This window comes from Rhizobium sp. FY34 (assembly GCF_005222845.1).
Classification (GTDB): Bacteria; Pseudomonadota; Alphaproteobacteria; order Rhizobiales; family Rhizobiaceae; genus Neorhizobium.
The window spans coordinates 578,280-599,502 of the sequence record NZ_STFZ01000011.1; the positions used below are offsets into that span (position 1 = coordinate 578,280).

Genomic DNA, 21,223 nt, shown 5'->3' on the forward strand with positions numbered 1-21,223 from the left:
TACTATATATCATGCCAAGTGACGCTGTGACAGGGGAGCGCAGCGGCTCCATGCTCGCTGAAATCACTTTCCTCCCGCTCACCATATGCTACTTGTCGGAGAATAGTTTCGGAGGAAAAGCCATCCCATGTCCAAGCCACTGACCATCGCCGACCTGAAAACGCTGGCACGTCGCCGGGTGCCGAAAATGTTCTTCGATTATGCCGATAGCGGTTCCTGGACGGAGGGCACCTACCGGGCGAACGAGAGCGATTTTGCGGCGATCAAGCTGCGCCAGCGCGTGCTGGTGGACATGACGAACCGCTCGCTGAAGACGACGATGATCGGCCAGGATGTGGCCATGCCCGTGGCGCTGGCGCCGACCGGCCTTACCGGCATGCAGCATGCCGATGGCGAAATGCTGGCGGCAAAGGCTGCCGAAGAGTTCGGTGTGCCGTTCACGCTGTCGACCATGAGCATCTGCTCGATTGAGGATATCGCCTCGGTCACCACAAAACCCTTCTGGTTCCAGCTCTACGTGATGCGGGACCGCGAATTCGTCGAAAACCTGATCAACCGCGCCAAGCGCGCCGGTTGCTCCGCGCTTGTCGTCACCGCCGATTTGCAGATCCTTGGCCAGCGCCACAAGGATTTGCGCAACGGCCTGTCTGCACCGCCAAAATTCACGCCGAAGCATATCTGGCAGATGGCAACACGGCCGAAATGGTGCCTCGACATGGCCCTCACCAAGCGCCATGGCTTTGGCAATATCGTCGGCCATGCGAAGAATGTCTCGGACCTGTCTTCGCTGAGCGTCTGGACGGCCGAACAGTTTGATCCGCGCCTCTCCTGGGCCGATATCGCCTGGATCAAGGAGCGATGGAACGGCAAACTGATCATCAAGGGCATCATGGATGAGGAAGATGCACGCGCCGCTGCCGATACCGGCGCCGATGCCATCATCGTTTCCAATCATGGCGGCCGCCAGCTGGATGGCGCGCCCTCCTCGATCAGCATGCTGCCGAAGATCGTCGAGGCCGTCGGCGATCGCATCGAGGTGCATCTGGATGGCGGCATCCGCTCCGGCCAGGACGTGCTGAAAGCCGTCGCACTCGGCGCCAAGGGCACCTATATCGGCCGTCCCTTCCTCTATGGCCTCGGCGCCATGGGCAAGGAAGGCGTCACACTGGCGCTCGACATCATCCGCAAAGAGATGGACACCACCATGGCGCTGTGCGGCAAGCGCGACATCCAGACGGTTGACCGCTCGGTTATCGCCCATAATCCCTATTGAGGGTCTATCCCAACCACCCCGTGGCGAGAGCCGAGGCCCATTGCGCCCGACCTTTCTCCTGCGCCAGTCGTGACTGGCGCATGTGGTCGTAAGGCACGAGCCGGAAGGTGACGGTCCAGGCGCCATCCCGCTTTTCGCAAATGGCATAGGATGCCATCGGATTGCCGGTCTCGACCTGATGAAAACAGGGTTGATCATCATCATAGGCCGGGCAGCCGACACTGCCCGGATTGACGATCAGCCTTCCATCCGAAAGCCGGACGGCGCGTGGCAGATGCGAATGGCCGCACAGCATCAGCGATTGCGTGATACCCTCAGCCAGTATCTCGATATCGCCGCGCGGCTTCTGGTAGAGATGGCCTTCCGGCGAGACGGCATCCAGCCAATAGGTATGGTCGTCCTGCGGCGTCGCATGACAGAGAAACACATCACCGTGCCAGACGGTTGAAAATGGCAGATCCTTCAGCCAGGCCAGATGATCCGGCGTCAACTGGCCATAGGCATCCGCCTCCCAGGAATGCATTTTGCCCGCATCGTGTTCGATAAGATAGCGGTCATGATTGCCGCGCACCGTGACGATATCGAGCGACAGCAGCAGATCCGCCGTCTTGCCTGCTTCCAGCGGACCTGACAGGCAATCGCCCAGATTGACGATGGCATTGGTCGCAATGCCTTGCGCACCAATATCCTGCAGGACCGCATGCAGGGCGGCGCAATTTCCATGAATATCGGCGATGGCGGCAAAACGCATCACTGTCAGCTCCCTCGATAGGTGGAATAGCCGTAAGGCGAAATCAGAAGCGGCACGTGATAGTGCCCGGCCTCGTCGGCAATGCCGAAACGGATGGGGATAACGTCGAGAAAGGCGGGCTCTGCAAGCCGCGCACCACTGGTTCTCAGGTAATCGCCGGCATGGAAAACCAGCTCATAGGTGCCGGCCTTGAATATCTCGCCGATCAGAATCGGCCCACCATCGACGCGCCCGTCGGCATTGGTGGTCACCGTCTTCAGGTGAGCACGCGTGTCGCCCTCCAGTCGGTAGAGATCGATCCGCAAGCCTTCCGCCGGCGTGCCAAGGGCTGTATCGAGAACATGGGTTGTCAGTCCGGTCATGAATTGGGCTCGCTGATGAGGAAGGGCTGATCGAAAAAGAATTCTTCCAGATTGTTGCCCGGCCCGTCGCGATCGACAACCAGAAAATCGCAGATCTCGCCAATCGTCATCAGGGGATGGTGCCAGACATTGGCGGCATAGTTGACGCCCTGATCACCGCGCGCCAGAAACACCTGTGGCATGGCCGGACGGCCACTCTCGTCTTCAGATACGACAACGAGATAGGGTTTGCCGGAAAGCGGCGAAAAGCTCTGACTGCCGAAAGGATGCCGCTCCATCATGGTAACCGAGTAGGGAAAGGCGCGCGGCTTGCCCCGGAAGAGGTTGAGGATGACGCGCGCGCCCTCGCCCAAAGCCTCGGCCTCTCCAAGCGCATGAAAGCGCTCGGTATTTCCGCCATTGATCAGTTTCAGTGTGGACAGATCGGCTTCGATCACTTGGCCGAAGGGGAGGAAGGCGTCGCGCGTCAGCGGACGAATGGAAAGGGTCTTGGGCATTTCGGGGTCATTCACCTTGAGCGCGGATCTGGCGCAGCATGCGGAGTTGGGAGAGAAGTGGCGGGAGGTCATCGTGCACGGTCATCCAGACCGCGTCAAACTCCAGCTCGAAATATTCATGAGCGACCAGATTGCGCATGCCCTTGATCTTCTGCCACGGAATATCCCCATGATCATCCGCGATGTGAGGATACATAGCGAGAATACGCGAAACGCTCTCACCCATTATGATAAAGGCCATGGAAACCGCCATCTGGGTTTTTACATCCGCAAGGAAGGCGTGTTTGTCCATACCAGCGACAAACGCCATAGCCTGTTCGACAGCCTCTTCCATCTGCTCGATAGCATCGAGAAGCGCTTGATGCTGACGGCTCATATTGCCGCAGCTTCAGAAAGGATTCGGTCCCGCATCTTCGGTCTCAGCCTGCCGCTCGTGGCCAGATCGACGCGCATACCAAGCAGACTTTCCAGCTCATGCTGAAGCCCGCCGAGATCAAACAGCGTTGTCTCTGCCAGCGTATCGACCAGAATATCGAGATCACTGTCCTCGCGGTCCTCGCCGCGGGCAACAGAGCCGAAGACACGGGCATTGGCCGCCTTGTGGCGAACCACGAGCGCGCGAATCGCTTCCCTGTTCTTCTCCAGCACATCCGATGGCCGCATAGCACAACTCCCGTCGGTTCAAAGCACGACAGCTCGGTTTACAAGACCACCCCCCTCTGCCCTGCCGGGCATCTCCCCCTCAAGGGGGGAGATCGGCACGACAAACCTAGTCAGTACATGCCTATGACACCAAGCTCCTGGACAAATAAGCGGTGCCTGGCATTTGCTGCAAGTCAATCTCCCCCCTTGAGAGGGAGATGCCCGGCAGGGCAGAGGGGGGTATGAAGCAAAACTCCAGCACTCCAGTTGATCAACTATAGGCTATATTGAAGCCGAAGGCAGCATGGCTTGCAGCCTGAGCAGCGCGATGCGCTCCACCTGGCCGCAGGCGGTGGCGAACTCGTCGTCGCGGCTGTTGTGAATGCGCAGCTCGAAGGCATGCAGAATGTCGTCCTTGGTCAGTCCTTTGACCGCGATGATAAATGGAAAGCCGAACTTTTCCACATAGCTCGTATTGAGTTCGGTAAAGCGCACATGCTCCGCCGCGCTCAAGCGATCGAGCCCGGCGCCGGCCTGCTCCTTGGCGCTATCCTCCGTCAAACCGCCGGCAATTGCCAGCTTGCCGGCAAGATCCGGATGGGCGCGCAGCACGCCGAGCCGTTCTTGCGCACTTGCCGCCCGAAACACGCTCACCAGCGCTGCATGCACAGCATTGGCCGCCAGCGGTTCACCGGGCACCAGATCACCCTCATAGGCGCGCTCGGCAATGAAGGGCGAGTGTTCGAAAACACCACCAAAACGGGTGACGAAATCGGTGCGGTTCATCATCATCAAATACTGTCCGGTCTGTGGTGCTCATGCCAGTGACGGGCGATCTCGATACGTTTCGGGATCCATACCTTTTCGTGGGAAAGCACGTATTCCATGAAGCGCTTCAGCGCAGCGATACGGCCCGGACGCCCGACAAGCCGGCAATGTAGGCCGATCGACAACATCTTCGCCGCACCCTCGCGGCCTTCCTCGTAGAGCGTATCAAAGCTGTCCTTCAGGTAGGTGAAGAACTGGTCGCCGGCATTGAAACCTTGCGGCGTGGCAAAGCGCATGTCGTTTGCGTCGAGCGTATAGGGAATGATCAGGAAGGGCTTGCCGTCCACACCCTTCACCCAGAAGGGCAGGTCATCGGCATAATTGTCGGAGGAATAGAGGAAACCGCCCTCCTCCTGCACCAGCCTCAGCGTGTTCACCGAAGGCTTGCCCTGATACATGCCATAGGGCCGCTCGCCGGCCACCTCCGTGTGCAGGCGCACGGCGTCCAGAATATGCTGGCGCTCCAGTTCTTCCGGGTAATCCTTGTATTCGTGCCAGCGAAAACCATGAGAGGCGATTTCCCAGCCCGCTTCGTTCATAGCTGCCACGGCATCCGGATTGCGCACCATGGCAAGCGTCACGCCATAGACCGTGCACGGCACGTTCAAGCCCGTGAACAACCGGTGGAGGCGCCAGAATCCGGCGCGCGAACCATATTCGTAGATCGATTCCATATTGAGATTGCGCTGGCCGGGCCAGGCCGCAGCGCCGACGATTTCCGACAGCAGGCTTTCCGAGGCCGGATCGCCATCGAGAATGCAACTCTCGCCGCCCTCTTCGTAATTGATGACGAATTGCACGGCAATGCGCGCATCGCCCGGCCATTTCGGATCGGGACAATTGCGGCCGTAACCGACGAGATTGCGGGGATAGGGGTCTGCCACCATCGAAAATCACCTTCTGAATCAGCGACCTGACGGTAGCATCCTGACGCCCAATGTCGAGCGTTTCTGATGCAGTGCAAACAAAGGATCTTGGCGGGTCTCTCAGGCAATACGGCGCGAGGCGACACTGCCGAGCGGATGCAGCGAATGGACAAGAAAAGGCGCGCCGGGCTCCGGCTCGATGAACAGCGCCAGATTGCCGACATTCACCGGCCTCTCCAGAAATGGCTCGAAATAGCGGCGCAACACCTCTTCAAAGCGACCGATCTCTTCCGGGCCGACGGCGCCGGTCAGCGTCATGTGAAAACGGAATTCGTCCATGACGAACGGATGGCCATAGCGATGCAGATTGGCAAACTGGCCGGCAGATAATTGACCGGGATCGGCCCGTTCCAGCTCCGCTTCGCTCATCGGTGCGCGCAAGGTCTCGACATGCTGGACGACGGACGCGGCAAGATGGTGAAGATCATCGCAGGGCCTGCTCGGCATCAGGGCAAAGCGATTGCCCAGCCGTACCACTTCCATCTTGGGCAGGCGCACCGGCTGCTGCTGGCCGGCGAAATGCATCAGTTGGCGCAGAAGCAGCGGTTCTATCACCCCATCCGCCAGCCGGAAGGGAGGTCGCAGCGTGCCATGAAAACCATAACGACGTGGCACCGCCGTGTTGAAGGCAATCTCATGCAGGCCAAGTCCGCGAATGGCTGGCGGCTCCATCGCTTCGCCGGAAAAGGCGTTGCGGCCCAGCCATTGCGAAGCGGCAAGCGTCAGTGGATCACTCGCCGGCGGCGTAAAATTGATCGCATAGCGCATCCGTCAGCGTCCTTCAGCCTGTCCCTGTCTGCCCCAGCCAGCATCTAGGTGATTTGCGTGACAGATTGACGACGCGGCATTCGGGTTAAACGTCTTGTGACGCAACCCTCAGATGGTGCTCGAATAAAAACGAGGGCGGAAGGTCGAGAGCAGCGCCCGACAGGCCAGAAAGAGCGGCATCGGCCAGACGGTGGGCTATACCGAAACTGACCTTGAAGCCGCCGGTCAGTGCGGAAATGCGCGGAAAATCCGGATGTGGCCCGACTATGGGATCGCGGTCGATCGCGCGTGGGCGAAGTCCCGCCCAGCGTTCGATGACCGGAGCCTCGGCTAGCGCTGGCGAAAGAAGCCGCGCCCGCGCAATCAGATCATCCAGCAGGTGATCGGTGGAAAAGGCTTCCTCGAAACGGTTCTCGCTGGTGCTGCCGATGGCCACATGCCCGCCCTCATGCGCCACAACATAGAGCCCGTTGAGGAAGATCACCGGCAGAAACGGATCGACATCCGCCTGCAAAATCGCCGCCTGGCCTTTGACGGCGCTGCCCAGCGGCTGCAGAAGTGGCAAAGCCTCCGGCGCCTGAAGCTTCTGCAACAGCGCAAAGGATTGATGCCCGGCGGCGATCAGACAATGGCCAAAGCCGATCCTCGTGCCGTTTTCCAGCACGGCATGATCGCCAAACAGGCGGGCCACCGGCGCGCCACTCATCCGCCGTACAGAGTGCGACTGATCCACGGCACGCGTCAGAGCCGAGACCAGCCCGCGCGGCGCAATGCGGCCCGCTAGCCCATCATGGGCAATGCCGGCCATGGCGGCCTGTGGCGATAGCCATTGCGGTGAGGGCGAATGGTCGAGAACCGACCAGTCGAAGCTGCGCTCCCCTGCCCGCCAATGGATCGCAGCATCCCTGGCATGGCCTTCAGCAATCTGCCGCAGATGCGGCTTTGGCAGCGGAATGAGCCGGCCGGAACGGCGATAGCCACAGGAATGCCCGGTCTCGGCTTCCAGCTGTGCCACCTCGTCTTCAAGCGAGACCAGCGCGTCGAACTGGAACTGTTTCTTGTCGCTCCAACGGTCGGGCAAATGCGCCATCAGCGCGCCGAGCAACCCGCCGCTTGCGCCGGCACCCGGACGGTCTGCCTCCAACAGCAGCGCCGACAGGCCAAGCCGCGCCGCCTTGACGGCAGCCCAGAGCCCCATGACGCCACCACCGATGATGAGCAGATCGACCGTGCCCGGCAGATCCTCGCATTGACCGGGCGCAGCGACAGGACTATCGGCATGTGCGGACGAATAATGGACCATGATCAATCCCGTGCCTCATCCTTCAGACGATCTTGACGAGAACGCCGCGACTGTCACCACTCCGCTGGAATGGCGCGAGGGCGATATGCCCTATTCGACCCAGTTTGGCGATCACTTTTACTGCCAGACCGATGGAAGGCAGGAATGCGGCCATGTATTTCTGGCCGGAAACGGCCTGCCGCAGCGCTGGCCGGCAAGCGGCACATTTTGCATCGGCGAACTGGGTTTCGGCACCGGGCTGAATGCCTGCGAGACATTCCGGCAGTGGAAAAGTGCCGAACGCGGATCGGCCATCCTGCATTTCACCTCGTTCGAACTCTATCCCATGCAGGCGCCGGAGATCGACCGGGCGCTGTCGCATTGGCCGGAAATCGACGCGGAACGTCAGGCTCTGGTGGCTGCCTGGCCGGATGAGCCGGGCGGCATCATCGATCTGCAACTGGCACCCAATATGCGGCTGACCGTCATCTGCGGGCGGGCACAGGAGACGGTGCCGCAGTCAGAAACGCCATTCGATGCCTGGTTTCTCGATGGATTTGCGCCATCGCGCAATGGTGACATGTGGTCCCTGGAGCTGATGAATGCGGTTTTCGACAAGACCGTCGAGGGCGGCAGTTTTGCCACTTATGCCGCTGCCGGCTTCGTGCGTCGCAATCTGCAGGCCGCAGGCTTTGCCGTGGAGCGGCGGCCGGGCTTTGCCGGAAAACGCGAAATGCTGTGCGGCGTAAAGCGGCTGTCAGCCGCGTGACGCTTCGCCCGCCTCATGCGGCCGGCGCCATTCACCGATCTTGGCCTCCAGCAATTCCGGGCTGATCGGCTTTGAAAGGTAGTCATCCATGCCGGCGGCAAGGCAGAGGTCGCGGTCGCTTTCCAGGGCATGTGCCGTCACGCCGATGATCGGCACATGACCGCCCATTTCCCTTTCGATATCTCGAATGCGGCGGGCGGCCTGATGGCCGTTCATCACCGGCATAGAGACATCCATGAGGATGATATCGGGCCTGTCGCTACGCCAGGTATCCACCGCCTCTGCACCATTGTTGACGATGCGGAAGGAAAGCCCCGTTGTCTGAAGGATCTGCGTGAAGACAATCTGGTTGACGTCATTGTCCTCGGCCACCAGCACATCAAGATGCGCTGTGCGCCGATCCGCAGTGCCCGTCTCAGCAGTCGACGGAACCTCTTCGAAAACCGAGACGGCAAGTGGAGGCGCAGCCGTCGCGCGCATACCGGCGCCAGTCGCAGCCTTCGGCAATTGCCGACGTTTCTGGCGGCTTGCCTGCACGACATCCGTCACCGTGGTGCGCAACAGATGCGCCCGCGCCGGCTTCATCAGATGCGCCTGGATGTTGAGATGTTCAAAGGCCTGCTCGGTGCTGGCCGTATCCATCGAGGTCAGGAAAATGATGGGCAGGTCATGCAGGAGTGGATCGTTGCGAATGATATTGGCAACCGCAAGACCATTCATCAAAGGCATCTGGTAGTCGAGGATCAGCGCATCAACAGTAATGCCCATATCCGCCGCAGCCTTCAGCACCGCAAGCCCCTCGCTGCCGCTCTCCACCGCAACCGCATCAAAATTCCACTGCGCCAATTGTTCGATGAGAATGCGCCGGTTCACCGCATTATCGTCGATCACCAGAATGCGGGCACCAAGCACGCTCTGGGCCACGCCCTCGACCAGCAGCCTTTCGGTTGACAGCGCAAAGGACAGGGTGACGGTGAAAATCGAGCCTTTACCCACATGGCTTTCCACCGTGATCTGACCGCCAAACAGGTCGACCAGACCTGATGTGATGGCAAGCCCGAGGCCGGTTCCTTCGTGACGACGCGTGGAGGAACCATCGACCTGCGAAAACTTCTCGAAAATGGTCTCGATCATGTCGTCGGGAATGCCGATGCCTGTGTCTTCGATACGCACCGTCAACGCCACGCGTCCGTCATCGCCGGCCTTCGACACGACATCGATCAGGATATGGCCGCGCTCGGTAAACTTGATCGAATTGCCGATCAAGTTGGTGATCACCTGGCGGAAGCGCCCCGCATCGCCCAGCACGACATGGTGGGTGTCGGCGCTGCGCACGATAAGCTCGATATCCTTTTCCGCCGCCGAGGACGACAGAAGCGTCGCCACGTCCTCGATGGCATCGAGCGGATCAAACGGCGCCGTGCGCAAGGTCATCTGGCCGGCATCGATCTTGGAAAAATCGAGGATATCGTTGATGATCGTCAGCAGCGCATTGCCGGACTTCACGATAATATCGGTAAAGGTCTTCTGGCGCGTGTCGAGATTGGATTTTGCCAGCAGTTCCGCCATGCCCAGGACACCGTTCATCGGCGTGCGGATTTCGTGGCTCATATTGGCGAGGAATTCCGATTTTGCCCGATCGGCGGATTCGGCGCGCTCGAGCAGGCGCTCCAGGTCGCGTTCGCGCTGCTTGGCTTCCGTCACATCGGTCAGCACCATCAGGAGATGATCGGTGCCACTGAGCTTGGCTTCCATATCGACCCAGCGCCGCTTCTCGATCACGCAGGAACCAGTGATAACACTGCCCTGGTGAAGCACCTCGGTCCAACCTCGATAGGCCGCCTCGGCCTCTTCACGCGTGCCGAAATCACCGCGTTGGACCTGATGCTCGAAGACACTCCGCCAGGAGCGGCCAACGTTGATAAATTCGGCCGGCACCTCCAGAATGCTGGACGTGGCATCATTGGCAAACACGATTTCATCACCGCGCAGGATCACCAACCCCTGCGACATGGTGCTGGTGGCATCATGCATCATCACCGCATGCTGATCGAGCGCGGCGCGGGCAGTCTGAACATCCTGCTCATGCTTGCGCAGCGCACTGATATCGACATAGCTGAGCAGGATCTTGCCATCGGCCAGGTGATCACGCGTCATCATGATGCGGCGCCCGGCCCGGCTGGTCATCTCGACCGGAACAAATTCGCCCGGCCCCGTAATGGCCTCGATACGCGCGGCAAAGAAGGCCTCGAACTCAAGAGCAGCCTGACCATAGGCCCCATCGTCGAAATTGTGCCGGACGAAGTCCTTGTAGGCTTTGCCCGTCCACTCGGTGGAATCCTCAGCACCTGTGCGCCACAGCGCCAGAAGCGTGCGGCTGGCATGTTCCATTTTCAGGTCAGGGTCGAGAATGAGAATGCCGACCGGAAGCGCATCGAGAATGGTCTGCACCTCACGATGCAGGCGCTCCGATTCCTTCTGCGCCTCGCGTATCAACGTCACATCGGAGATCGATCCAACGATATAAGGCTCGCCCGCCGGCGAGGAAATCAGGCCGAGACGGGTAATCGCCGCCATGCTGCGCCCGTCGAGGAAGGGAATGTCCTCCGCCTTTTCCAGCGAGCCGCCTTCGGCGAGGATCTTCTCGTTTTCCTGACGGAAACGAACGGCAGCATCGGGAAACATTTCCTCGTCGGTCATGCCGATGAATTTTTCGCGGGCGTCGCCCAGCATGACTTCATAGGCGGCATTCGCATAGGTCAGCCGCCGGTGGCCATCGCGCAGGAACACGGCCACCGGCAGATCCTCGAAGGCCGCCCGAAAGATTTCCGCTTCCTCGACATTCTTGCCCAGATGCATTTCCTGCACCTTGTACTCGGTCACATCCTGCCGCAACATGATCAGCCAGCCATTGTCCAGCCGCTTGTTGACGCTGCGCAACCATCGGCCATCCGGCAAAGGTTCGGTCGCCTGCCAATGGTCGGCACGCAGCGTCGTCATGCGCTCGCCAATCCAGTGGTCGCGCAGGCTGCATGCGGCCAGATCGTCCAGATCGCGGACATGATGACTGTCGTAAACCCCCTCGATCAGGCTCTGTAACATCATGCCCGGCTGCGGCGTCACGCCAAGCGAGGTGAAATAGCTGTTGAGCTCGCCATTGGAATAGATCAACCGCTCATCTGCGGTGAAGATGCCCACGCCTGCATCAAGTAGATCGAGCGCTTCGCCCAGCATTTTCACGCTGAAGCGGCCGGTTGCGATCTCGTCGTCTTCAGCGGCAGGCGCATCGGCTGCAGGCTCCTCGAAGGCACCGAATACATAGGCCCTGTCGTCGTCGCACAGAAATCGTTCGATCCGCACACTCGATACGCGACCGGACGCCTCACGGCAGGTGGCAAGCTCATCGCTGCCGAAGACCAGCGCGCGGCGTTGCTTTTCGAGGCAATCCTCTTCGTCCAGAGACGCGGAAAATATACCGGACTGGTGGCCGGGGAAGTCCTCGCGGTGGCGCCCCATCAGGCGGGCATAGGCATCGTTGACGGCGACATAGCGCAGCATTCCGTCCTTGATAAAGGCCGGCACGTCCAGATCGTTGATGCGTTCGCAGGCTCGCTGCAATAGTTCGCCGTCGGTTTTCAATCCATCCCCCAACGAATGCGGCTGCCGCTACAGGCACGATTCGTATGATGCTCAATTATTGAGAGAAATGACATCGATATGGTTAACGCGCCATTGCGGTGAATCAATTCCATCCTTCGGCAAGGCTGAATTGCTCACGCACCATCGCGGGCCTATCCCATAAAAGTCAGCCTCTGGTCGCTTTTGGAAAAGGACCGCAGGCCAGGCGCTGCAACACTGGCCATGACGCAAGGGGAACAGCGATGAGCCAGATCACGACAGATGCCCTTCACGACACCGGCGATCAAACCGCCCCCGAACGCCGTCGCAGGTCCGGCGGACGAGGTGGGGAGCGCAACCGCACGACATCCTCCGGCGAAAAATACAGACGGCTGGTCAACCACCTTGCCCGGACCGAACTCCTGTCACCGGAAGCGCTGGAGGATATTCACACAGCCTCCCTCACCGTGCTGGAAGAGATTGGCATGGACATCATGCTGCCGGAGGCGCGCGAGCGCATGAAGGCCGCCGGTGCGGATGTCGTGGCAGGCAGCGATCGCGTCCGCTTCGATCGCAACCTGATCCTGGACCTTATCGCCAGCGCGCCGAAAACCTTCACCATGCATGCGCGCAATCCGCAGCGGAACCTTGCCATTGGCGGCAACAACCTCGTCTTTGCCCAGATCGCCTCGGCACCCTTCGTGGCCGACAGGGAGGGCGGGCGCCGCGCCGGTAACCAGGAGGATTTCCGCAAGCTGGTGAAACTGGCGCAGTGCTATGACGTGATCCATTGCACCGGCGGCTATCCGGTCGAACCCGTCGATATCCATGCCTCTGTGCGCCATCTCGCCTGCCTGTCGGACCTGGTGAAACTGACCGACAAGGTGTTCCACTGCTACTCGCTCGGCCGGCAGCGCAATCTCGATGCGCTGGAAATCGCCCGGATCGGCCGCGGCATTTCGCAGGATCAGATGCAGCGCGAACCCTCGCTGTTTACCGTCATCAACTCCTCCTCGCCGCTGCGGCTGGATGGCCCTATGCTGCAGGGTATGATCGAAATGTCATCGCGTGGACAGGTGGTGATCATGACGCCTTTCACGCTTTCGGGCGCCATGGCGCCAGTGACGATTGCCGGCGCACTGGTACAACAGAATTCCGAGGCGCTGGCGGGGATCGCCTTCACCCAGATGGTGCGTCGGGGCGCACCGGTGATCTATGGCGGCTTTACCTCCAATGTCGACATGAAGACCGGAGCGCCGGCCTTCGGCACGCCGGAATATATGAAGGCGGTGATTGCCGGCGGGCAGTTGGCGCGGCGCTACGGCATTCCCTACCGCAGTTCCAACACCAATGCTTCCAACACGCTCGATGCGCAGGCCGCCTATGAATCCATGATGTCGCTCTGGGCGCTGACGCAGGGTGGCGGCAATTTCGTGCTGCATGCCGCCGGCTGGTCGGAAGGCGGCCTGACAGCCTGCTTTGAAAAATTCATCCTTGATGTCGATATGTTGCAAATGGTGGCGGAATTCCTGACGCCGCTCGATGTCAGCCCGGACGGTCTGGCGCTCGATGCCATTCGCGACGTTGGCCCCGGCGGCCATTATTTCGGCACGGCCCATACATTGGCGCGCTTCGAGACCGCCTTCTATCAGCCCATCCTCTCCGACTGGCGCAATTTCGAGACCTGGGACGAGGCAGGTCGCCCGACCACCTATGACCATGCCAACCGCATCTTCAAGGAAAAGCTCAAAGCCTATGAACGGCCGCCGCTGGATCCGGCCATCGAGGAAGAACTCGACAGCTTCGTGGCACGACGCAGCCAAGAGGGCGGTGTGCCGACTGATTTCTGAAGCAGACTCAGCTACACGGATCTGCCGGCATCCCGCCGCACCTGCGCCATATTACCACCGGCCCGCGCCGCCCAGAGGTTCTGGATCAACCGGGAGCTTTGTTTAGCTGAACGGATGTTCAGACTTATCCTTTTGTTTTTTCATTATTTTGCCGAGGTTTGGGATGATCCTTAATCCCGTACCCAAGCAATCAAGGGTGAAAGGAACAAACACATGTCCGTTTTGCAAAAGTCTGTCACTGCGGGCCTTGTTGCGCTCTCATTGACCAGTGCCCTTCTCGCCACTGCACCGGCCGCTGAAGCCCGTGACGATTTCTGGGCCGGCGTTGCAGCCGGCGCGGTGGGCGGCATCATCGGCGGCGCGATCGCCTCGCAGCCCCGTGGCCCCATCTATCAGGAGCCGGTCTACGTTGCCCCGCCCCCGCCGCCACGCCGCGTCGTCTATGAGGAACGCGCCTATTATCGTCCAGCACCCGCGCCCCGCTGCCATTTCGAATGGCAGGAAAATCAATGGGGCGATGCCTACCGGGTGCGCGTCTGCCCGGCCTATTGAGGCTCACCTGCGATAAAGCATTTCAACCCGCCTCCTTGCGGTGACATGCGACAGAAAGATGACGGAGCCCACGCTGTAACGGACGTGGGCTCTTGACTTTTACCGCACAAAGAAGCACATGCAGCATCAGCTTTCACCTTCCGGCCGCCGCGTGAGTTGGCCCTGCGACGACAATGGTTCGCGAAGAAGGAACAAGGCGCTTCGATCAAGGCCCGAGAGGCCAGCGCTGGAAAGCAATTTCCACTGACAAGTTCCCACTTCACGCGGGGTTCTTGACGCCACAAGCAGACTGCACGGCATGGTGCCGCGCAGATCTTATGCTTTTGGCGCCCCGAAAAGGTATTCGACTTGACGAATTTCCACGAGCTTGGCCTGACCAAGCAGCTGGTTGCCGCTCTGACCACCCTTGGCTACGATACCCCGACGCCCATCCAGGCGCAGGCCATTCCTCTTCTGCTCGAAGGCCGCGACATGATCGGCCTTGCCCAGACCGGCACAGGCAAGACCGCAGCGTTCGGCCTTCCGCTCATCGAAATGCTGCTCAAGGAACAGAAGCGCCCGGACAACCGGACCACCCGCACGCTGATCCTGGCACCGACGCGCGAACTGGTGAATCAGATCGCCACCAACCTGAAGAGCTATGTCCGCAACACGCCGCTGAAGATCAATTCCGTCGTCGGCGGCGCTTCGATCAACAAGCAGCAGATGCAGCTGGAAAAGGGCACCGACATCCTGGTCGCCACGCCCGGCCGCCTGCTCGACCTGATCAGCCGCCGCGCCATTGGCCTCACCACCGTGCGCTATCTCGTGCTGGACGAAGCCGACCAGATGCTGGACCTCGGCTTCGTGCATGACTTGCGCAAGATCGCCAAGATGGTTCCGGCCCGCCGCCAGACTCTCCTCTTCTCGGCCACCATGCCAAAGGCGATTGCCGATCTCGCCGGCGACTTCCTGACCAATCCGGTCAAGGTTGAAGTCAGCCCTCCGGGCAAGGCTGCCGACAAGGTCGAGCAGTATGTTCATTTCGTCAACGGCAAGAACGACAAGACCGACCTGTTGAAGGCCTCGCTCGAACAAAACCCGGATGGCCGCGCCATGGTGTTCCTGCGCACCAAGCATGGCGCCGAAAAGCTGTTCAAGTATCTCGAGCACCTGCAGTTCAAGGTCGCCTCGATCCATGGCAACAAGAGCCAGGGCCAGCGCGAGCGTGCCCTGAAGTCCTTCCGTGATGGCGAAATCCGCATTCTCGTGGCAACCGACGTTGCCGCCCGCGGTATCGACATTCCCGGCGTAACGCATGTGTTCAACTACGACCTGCCGGAAGTGGCAGACGCCTATGTGCACCGCATCGGCCGTACAGCCCGTGCTGGTCGCGACGGTATTGCCATCGCATTCTGCGCACCGGATGAAACCCGCCTGCTGCGCGATATCGAACGCCTGATGGGCATCGACATCACCGTTGCCTCCGGCGAACGCCCGACGACGCTTGCAAGCCCGGCGCGCTCCAGCGGCAAGCCTGCCCGCAATGGCGGCGGCCGTGGCCGTGATGGCGGTGGTCGATCAGAAGGTGGACGTGGTGAAGGTGCAGGCCGTGGCCGCGCTGAAAACCGTCCGTCGCGCCGCCCCCGCACGCCGGAAGGCGAAGCTCTGGCGGCCCGCACCCAGCGTCGCGAAGAAGGTCAGCGCTTCGAAGCCGACAACGACCTCAGCTCGACCTCGGATTTCCGTCCCGCCAAGAAGCCTTTCGCCGGTCGTCCGGGTGAAGGCCGCAAGGCAGGTCCTGCCGAAAACCGTCATGCACCGCATGCGGCCCATGGCGCGCATGAGCCGGGCACACAGCGCACAGCTCGTAACGGCCAGGGCCGTCCCGCCAATGCCAACGGCCAGAAGCCGGGTGGCGCGCGTGGCGGACCGGTAAAGTTCGGCGGCGAGAACCGCACCGGCGGCCAGGGCGGCCGCAAGCGCGACCGCGCCTAAGCCAGTCCAGAATTTGGTTTTGACATGATGAAACACCCGCTTCCGGCAACGGAAGCGGGTGTTTCCATGTTTTCGCCCATATTTTTTCGCTTCCATTCAAAGCAATTTTTGGGAGTGAACGTATGTTTGTCACAATCATACCGGCCATACCGGCGCGCCGATGGGGGGCCGCCTTCTTTCTCTCCATGCTGACCCTCGCATATTCGCTGTTCGTTGCCTTTCACGTAACCGGAAACCCAATGGGAACGGTGAAAGTGACGCAATTGCTCGCTTATGGCGGAACCTCTTTTGGCAGTCTCGCAGACATGGAGATCTGGCGTTTAGCGACGTCTCAGCTTGTCCATGCAAAGCAATTGCATATGCTTCTCAACGTGGCCGGCCTGTATTTTCTCGGATCACTGTTGGAAGCACGCATCGGGGCAGCATGCCTCTTTGCCATATGGCTTATCGCCGGAGGTGTCGCAACAGCAGTCAGCCCCCTTGGCGTCGAGTCACCATGGAACGTCGGCACAGGCGCTTCTCAAGCAACGTTCGCATTCGCTACCGCAGCACTCGTCATTGCCGTGACACAAAAACAGGCGCGCGTTGGGTTGTTGGGCCTTTCTGCCTTCATCCTCTTGCCCGGCCTGACTCTGGACTTGATGGCAGCCGGCTACCCAAAGCCAGGCCACTTGATGGCCATGCTGTTGGGCGCTGTCTTCGGTCTCGCTTTTTCTGCAAACAACAGCAATGCAAATACCGACCACGCCCCTGCGCAGAAGCAGCTATAGTCATCCATCTACCGCACCATGCAGCGACCGCTTTACTTGCGGCGGTCCGACAGTGCCGATCAGGCTCGTTTCAGGCGGTCCAGTTCCTCCGGGTGCCGATCCAGCAGGCGAAACAGATTGACCACCGCGGGAGCAGGCACGACCTTGCCGGTCTCATAGCGCGAAAAGGCGTTATGGCCACCACCCGTCAGCTGGGACGCCTCAACCTGGTTCAAGCCAAGCCGCTTGCGGATGCGCCGCAATTCGGCACCGGCAGCGTGTCTGGCTGCCAGCACCAGCATATCGCCGGCCGCCGCATACCGCTCTGCGCTGTCTTCATCAAATTCGATTTCACCGCAAGAAGCACAGCGGAACCCGGAGAGATCCGCCACAGCGACAGATGCCCCCTGATAGTCCACCTGATGCGTTTCGCCGGCAAAGGGCAGCAATGCGGTACCGCAGCAGATGCAGGATCGGATCATCACAACAACTCCTTGAACTGTATGACTGGCGCACCGTCTTCGCGCAGTGTCAGCTTCACATAGGCTTTTCCGACCGGCGTATCGGCATGGTAGACATCCTGCCAGACGGTCGGATCCTGATAGGTGGTCATCGACTTGTAGAGGCGGCGCGGTGTCAGGCTACACACGACGTCGATCATTTCGGACATGGTGAGGCCCATTCTGCGGCCGCCATCGATCGCGGTCTTTGTAAAAGCCGAGGCACCACGCAGCCTCACAACCACAAGAACTGCCGCAAGATCGTAATGCGCGGATCGCTTTTCCATGGGCTATATTACCCTCAGAGGGTATATTTTCAAGCCCCTCACCCCTTGCGGTTCACCAGATACACGCCGGCAACGACGATCAGCGTGCCCGCGACCATCGGCGTGCTCAAGGGTTCGCCGAAGAACAGCGTCGCTTCAACGGCCACCAGCGGCGGCACCATATAGATGAGCGAGGCCGCACGAGACACCTGGCCGCGGCGAATGAGATAGAGCAAAAGGCCAACGGCACCCATCGACAGGCCGAAGACTGACCAGGCCATCGCAGCGATAGCAGCAAGCGTCCAGTCGAAGCGCAAGCTTTCGAGCGAAAGGGCAAGCGGCAGCGTGACGCTGACAGCGCCGAGATATTGCCACACGGCAATGGAGCGCAGGTCACCTGCTGCCAGATAGCGTTTCTGGAAAAGCGTGCCGAGTGTCACCGACAGCATGGCGACGAGATTGACCGTGACCGGAAAGGCAAGACCTGTAAGCCCCTGCGTCAGGAGGCCGGAAAATTGCGGCGAGACTGCAAGCATGATGCCGCAAAAGCCGAGCGCCAGCCCGACAGCCTGAAGCGGCTTCATCCGCTCGCCGAGCAGCCAGGCGGCCAAGAGAGCCGTCAGCAGCGGCTGCAACCCGGCAATGATACCGGAAAGCCCGGCCGGCACGCCCTGGCCAATCGCCCACCAGAGCCCGGCAAGATAAAGCCCGTGCAGGAAGATGCCGGAGAAGAAGGCTCCGGCGCGGGCACGTGCCGTTGCCGGCCATTCGGCACCCACAAAGGTTGCAAGACCGGCAAACACCAGGGCCGCCAGCGCATGGCGCGCAGACAGGAATGTCAGCGGATCGGCATGGGCGGCGGCCACCTTCGCCACGATCCAGCCCGTCGACCAGAGAAGCACGAAAATGGCCGGGGCAAAGCGATCCAGCATGGAAAATCAGCTTTCGATTGTATGCCGCGACAATGGGCAGTTGAGCCCTAGCCTCTGGCGAAATTCCAGTCAAAGCAGAAATTCTGACGCTTGATTACAGGTCTTCTGATCGTGGAAGGCCCGCCCTGCAAGGGCTTTGCATGGGGCGCCGCCCCTTCGTGTGCACAAGTCTTAGGCGGTCCCCGGACATCCTGAAACGCTTGCAAAGCGGCTGGCGATTAAATTCGCGTCACCACTGCGCATGCTTCTTGCAATGCCATCTGCGTTGTACTCTTATGATCAAAAACCGGGGAACGCACCATTGGCATTTGATGAAATGTTAACAGCGGACAATCAGCCGCGACCGCCATACAAGACTTACCAGGAGTGGTACCAGAACCAGGATCCGGCGCATCTGATCCAGAAATCGCGGGATGCCGAAAACATCTTCCGCAAGACGGGCATTACATTTGCAGTCTATGGTCACGCCGATTCCTCGGAAAAGCTCATCCCGTTCGACATCATTCCGCGCGTGATCTCGGCCCGCGAATGGCGAAAGCTGGCGCAGGGCATCGAACAGCGCGTGTTGGCTCTCAATGCCTTTCTCGATGACATTTATCACAAGCAGGAGATCATCCGCGCCGGCCGCATTCCCCGCGCGCTGATCGAAAACAACGATGCCTTCCTGCCTGAAATGATCGGCTTCAAACCGCCGGGCGGCGTCTACACCCATATTGTCGGCACCGATATCGTGCGCACCGGCGAAGATCAGTTCTACGTGCTCGAAGACAATGCCCGCACCCCCTCCGGCGTCTCCTATATGCTGGAGAACCGGGAAACCATGATGCAGATGTTCCCGGAACTGTTCACGATGAACAAGGTGCAGCGGGTGGAGGATTATCCCTATCTCCTGCGCCAGTCGCTGGCATCGCTGGCACCTCCCGGCTGCAAGGGCAAGCCACGCGTGGCGGTTCTCACCCCCGGCATCTACAATTCCGCCTATTACGAGCATTCCTTCCTCGCCGATACCATGGGCGTGGAACTGGTCGAGGGCTCGGACCTGCGCGTCATAGACGGCAAGGTGAAGATGCGCACGACCCGCGGTTATGAGGCAATCGACGTGCTCTATCGCCGCGTCGACGACGATTATCTCGACCCGATGACCTTCCGGCCAGATTCAGCGCTTGGCATTCCGGGCATCATGGATGTCTACCGCTCCGGCAATATCACCATTGCCAATGCGCCCGGCACCGGCATTTGCGATGACAAGGCGATCTATTCCTACATGCCGGAAATCGTCGAATTCTACACCGGCCGCAAGCCGCTCTTGGAAAACGTGCCGACCTGGCGCTGTACGGAGCCCGACAGCCTGAAATATGTGCTGGAACACCTGGAAGAGCTGGTGGTGAAGGAAGTGCATGGCTCCGGCGGCTATGGCATGCTGGTCGGCCCGACAGCCTCCAAGAAGGAGCGTGCCGATTTTGCCGAAAAGCTGAAGTCCAATCCGTCCAACTATATTGCCCAGCCGACACTGTCTCTGTCGACGGTGCCAATCCTCGTCAACAAGGGCATTGCGCCCCGTCACGTGGACCTGCGCCCCTATGTGCTGGTCTCCGACAAGGTGAAGATCATTCCTGGCGGGCTGACCCGCGTGGCGCTGAAGCAGGGCTCGCTGGTGGTCAACTCCAGCCAGGGCGGCGGCACCAAGGATACCTGGGTTCTGGAAGATTGAGGGCATGAGCATGCTGGGAAGAACTGCCAACGGCCTCTACTGGATGTTCCGTTACATCGAGCGTGCCGAAAACATCGCCCGCCTGATCGATGCGGGCATGCGCGTCTCGCTGACGCGGGCGGGATCGAGCGACGAAGACTGGGCGGGCGTGCTGCAAAGCGCCGGCGTGCGTGAAGCGTATGACGAGGTGCATGACACGATGACGGCGGCCAATGCCATCGATTATCTGCTGCGCGATACCGCCAATCCGTCCAGCGTCATGTCCTGTATCGATTCGGGCCGCAACAATGCCCGCATGGTGCGCACGGCCCTGACGCGCGAGACCTGGGAAGCCACCAATGAATGCTGGATCGAGCTGAAACAGCTTCTGTCGCGCAAGGTGAAGGCAGCCGACTTGCCCGAGGCAATCGACGTCATCAAGCGGCGCGCCGGCCTTATCCGTGGCGCGTTCCACGGCTCCATGCTGCGCAATGATCTGTATAATTTCTCGCGCATCGGCACATTCATCGAACGGGCCGACAATACAAGCCGCATTCTCGACGTGAAATATTACGTGCTACTGCCAGCCGTCAGCCAGGTCGGCTCCTCGCTCGACAATTTCCAGTGGGAATCGATCCTGCGCTCGGTCTCGGCCCACCGGTCCTATGGCTGGGTCTATGATGCGGAATACCGGCCCTCCAACATTGCCGATTTCCTCATATTGAACAGACGCATGCCGCGATCACTGGCCTACTGTTTCGAGAAGATCACCAGCAATCTGGGCTATCTGGCCGAGGATTACGGCGAACGGCACAAGGCACATGATACGGCAGCGGCAATCCGGAACATGTTGAAGCGTGGCTCCATCACCGACATCATGGACCAGGGCCTGCATGAATTCCTCAAAGATTTCATCAGCCACAACAACAAGCTGAGCGCCGAGATTTCAGAGGGCTACCGCTTCTACCAGTGAGCGGACCGGGGAACGGAC

General features: G+C 60.2%; 21 protein-coding genes. 8 read left to right on the forward strand and 13 right to left on the reverse strand.

The genetic code is table 11. The annotated features are described in order from the left end of the window. The first annotated feature begins 127 nt into the window (after positions 1 to 127). A complete protein-coding gene (locus E8M77_RS09760) occupies positions 128 to 1,273 on the forward strand; it encodes an alpha-hydroxy acid oxidase (protein WP_137130423.1) in 1,146 nt (381 codons plus the stop codon). A gap of 4 nt (positions 1,274 to 1,277) precedes the next feature. On the opposite strand, the gene E8M77_RS09765 is transcribed toward E8M77_RS09760, so the two are convergent. The 9 genes from E8M77_RS09765 to E8M77_RS09810 form a co-directional block, all read right to left on the reverse strand. Next, positions 1,278 to 2,024, reverse strand: coding sequence for a metallophosphoesterase family protein (locus E8M77_RS09765; RefSeq protein ID WP_137130483.1), 747 nt, complete (start codon positions 2,022 to 2,024; stop codon positions 1,278 to 1,280). 5 nt (positions 2,025 to 2,029) lie between these two features. Further along, on the reverse strand, positions 2,030 to 2,386 hold the full coding sequence (gene uraH, locus E8M77_RS09770) for a hydroxyisourate hydrolase (protein ID WP_137130424.1): 357 nt from the start codon (positions 2,384 to 2,386) through the stop codon (positions 2,030 to 2,032). After that, positions 2,383 to 2,883, reverse strand: a complete 501-nt coding sequence (locus E8M77_RS09775; RefSeq protein WP_137130425.1) for an ureidoglycolate lyase — start codon at positions 2,881 to 2,883, stop codon at positions 2,383 to 2,385. The genes uraH and E8M77_RS09775 overlap by 4 nt, the downstream gene beginning before the upstream one ends. A 7-nt stretch (positions 2,884 to 2,890) precedes the next feature. Then, positions 2,891 to 3,259, reverse strand: coding sequence for a HepT-like ribonuclease domain-containing protein (locus E8M77_RS09780; RefSeq protein WP_246659182.1), 369 nt, complete (start codon positions 3,257 to 3,259; stop codon positions 2,891 to 2,893). Beyond that, a complete protein-coding gene (locus E8M77_RS09785; protein ID WP_137130426.1) occupies positions 3,256 to 3,546 on the reverse strand; it encodes a nucleotidyltransferase family protein in 291 nt (96 codons plus the stop codon). The genes E8M77_RS09780 and E8M77_RS09785 overlap by 4 nt, the downstream gene beginning before the upstream one ends. A 261-nt stretch (positions 3,547 to 3,807) precedes the next feature. Continuing rightward, the gene (uraD, locus tag E8M77_RS09795) at positions 3,808 to 4,314 is read right to left on the reverse strand and encodes a 2-oxo-4-hydroxy-4-carboxy-5-ureidoimidazoline decarboxylase (RefSeq protein ID WP_137130485.1); all 507 of its coding nucleotides are present in this window, start codon (positions 4,312 to 4,314) and stop codon (positions 3,808 to 3,810) included. A 2-nt stretch (positions 4,315 to 4,316) separates the two neighbouring features. Beyond that, entirely contained in the window at positions 4,317 to 5,240 is a 924-nt protein-coding gene (gene puuE / locus E8M77_RS09800) for an allantoinase PuuE (RefSeq protein WP_137130427.1), read from the reverse strand. A 99-nt stretch (positions 5,241 to 5,339) separates the two neighbouring features. Next, positions 5,340 to 6,047, reverse strand: a complete 708-nt coding sequence (locus E8M77_RS09805) for a DUF1045 domain-containing protein (protein WP_137130428.1) — start codon at positions 6,045 to 6,047, stop codon at positions 5,340 to 5,342. 85 nt (positions 6,048 to 6,132) lie between these two features. Then, positions 6,133 to 7,350, reverse strand: a complete 1,218-nt coding sequence (locus E8M77_RS09810; protein WP_137130429.1) for an FAD-binding oxidoreductase — start codon at positions 7,348 to 7,350, stop codon at positions 6,133 to 6,135. A gap of 85 nt (positions 7,351 to 7,435) precedes the next feature. On the opposite strand from E8M77_RS09810, the gene mnmD reads away from it, so the two are divergent. After that, on the forward strand, positions 7,436 to 8,098 hold the full coding sequence (gene mnmD, locus E8M77_RS09815; RefSeq protein WP_246659199.1) for a tRNA (5-methylaminomethyl-2-thiouridine)(34)-methyltransferase MnmD: 663 nt from the start codon (positions 7,436 to 7,438) through the stop codon (positions 8,096 to 8,098). Here the strand turns inward: mnmD and E8M77_RS09820 are convergent. Then, a complete protein-coding gene (locus tag E8M77_RS09820) occupies positions 8,087 to 11,737 on the reverse strand; it encodes a response regulator (RefSeq protein ID WP_137130431.1) in 3,651 nt (1,216 codons plus the stop codon). The two genes, mnmD and E8M77_RS09820, sit on opposite strands and share 12 nt — an antisense overlap. 242 nt (positions 11,738 to 11,979) lie before the next feature. Between E8M77_RS09820 and E8M77_RS09825 the strand changes: the two genes are divergently transcribed. The 4 genes from E8M77_RS09825 to E8M77_RS09840 all read left to right on the forward strand — a co-directional run bounded on the left by E8M77_RS09825 (position 11,980) and on the right by E8M77_RS09840 (position 16,865). Next, entirely contained in the window at positions 11,980 to 13,566 is a 1,587-nt protein-coding gene (locus E8M77_RS09825) for a trimethylamine methyltransferase family protein (protein WP_137130432.1), read from the forward strand. Between the two features lie 213 nt (positions 13,567 to 13,779). Continuing rightward, positions 13,780 to 14,118: a hypothetical protein gene (locus tag E8M77_RS09830; protein ID WP_137130433.1), complete on the forward strand. Its 339-nt coding sequence runs from the start codon at positions 13,780 to 13,782 to the stop codon at positions 14,116 to 14,118. 348 nt (positions 14,119 to 14,466) lie between these two features. Further along, a complete protein-coding gene (locus E8M77_RS09835; RefSeq protein ID WP_137130434.1) occupies positions 14,467 to 16,095 on the forward strand; it encodes a DEAD/DEAH box helicase in 1,629 nt (542 codons plus the stop codon). Positions 16,096 to 16,217: 122 nt separating this feature from the next. Next, positions 16,218 to 16,865 carry a rhomboid family intramembrane serine protease gene (locus E8M77_RS09840; protein ID WP_137130435.1) on the forward strand — a complete coding sequence of 216 codons (648 nt, stop codon included), beginning with the start codon at positions 16,218 to 16,220 and terminating at the stop codon, positions 16,863 to 16,865. Between the two features lie 59 nt (positions 16,866 to 16,924). On the opposite strand, the gene E8M77_RS09845 is transcribed toward E8M77_RS09840, so the two are convergent. From E8M77_RS09845 to E8M77_RS09855, 3 genes are read right to left on the reverse strand one after another with little or no spacing between them, the layout of a single operon-like run. Next, on the reverse strand, positions 16,925 to 17,326 hold the full coding sequence (locus tag E8M77_RS09845) for a type II toxin-antitoxin system MqsA family antitoxin (protein WP_137130436.1): 402 nt from the start codon (positions 17,324 to 17,326) through the stop codon (positions 16,925 to 16,927). Next, positions 17,326 to 17,631: a type II toxin-antitoxin system MqsR family toxin gene (locus tag E8M77_RS09850; RefSeq protein ID WP_137130437.1), complete on the reverse strand. Its 306-nt coding sequence runs from the start codon at positions 17,629 to 17,631 to the stop codon at positions 17,326 to 17,328. Before E8M77_RS09850 ends, E8M77_RS09845 begins: the two co-directional genes overlap by 1 nt. 38 nt (positions 17,632 to 17,669) lie before the next feature. Then, a complete protein-coding gene (locus tag E8M77_RS09855) occupies positions 17,670 to 18,542 on the reverse strand; it encodes a DMT family transporter (RefSeq protein WP_137130438.1) in 873 nt (290 codons plus the stop codon). Between the two features lie 301 nt (positions 18,543 to 18,843). On the opposite strand from E8M77_RS09855, the gene E8M77_RS09860 reads away from it, so the two are divergent. Next, a complete protein-coding gene (locus E8M77_RS09860) occupies positions 18,844 to 20,253 on the forward strand; it encodes a circularly permuted type 2 ATP-grasp protein (protein WP_137130439.1) in 1,410 nt (469 codons plus the stop codon). A gap of 10 nt (positions 20,254 to 20,263) precedes the next feature. Further along, the gene (locus tag E8M77_RS09865; protein WP_137130486.1) at positions 20,264 to 21,205 is read left to right on the forward strand and encodes an alpha-E domain-containing protein; all 942 of its coding nucleotides are present in this window, start codon (positions 20,264 to 20,266) and stop codon (positions 21,203 to 21,205) included. Positions 21,206 to 21,223: the final 18 nt, after the last annotated feature.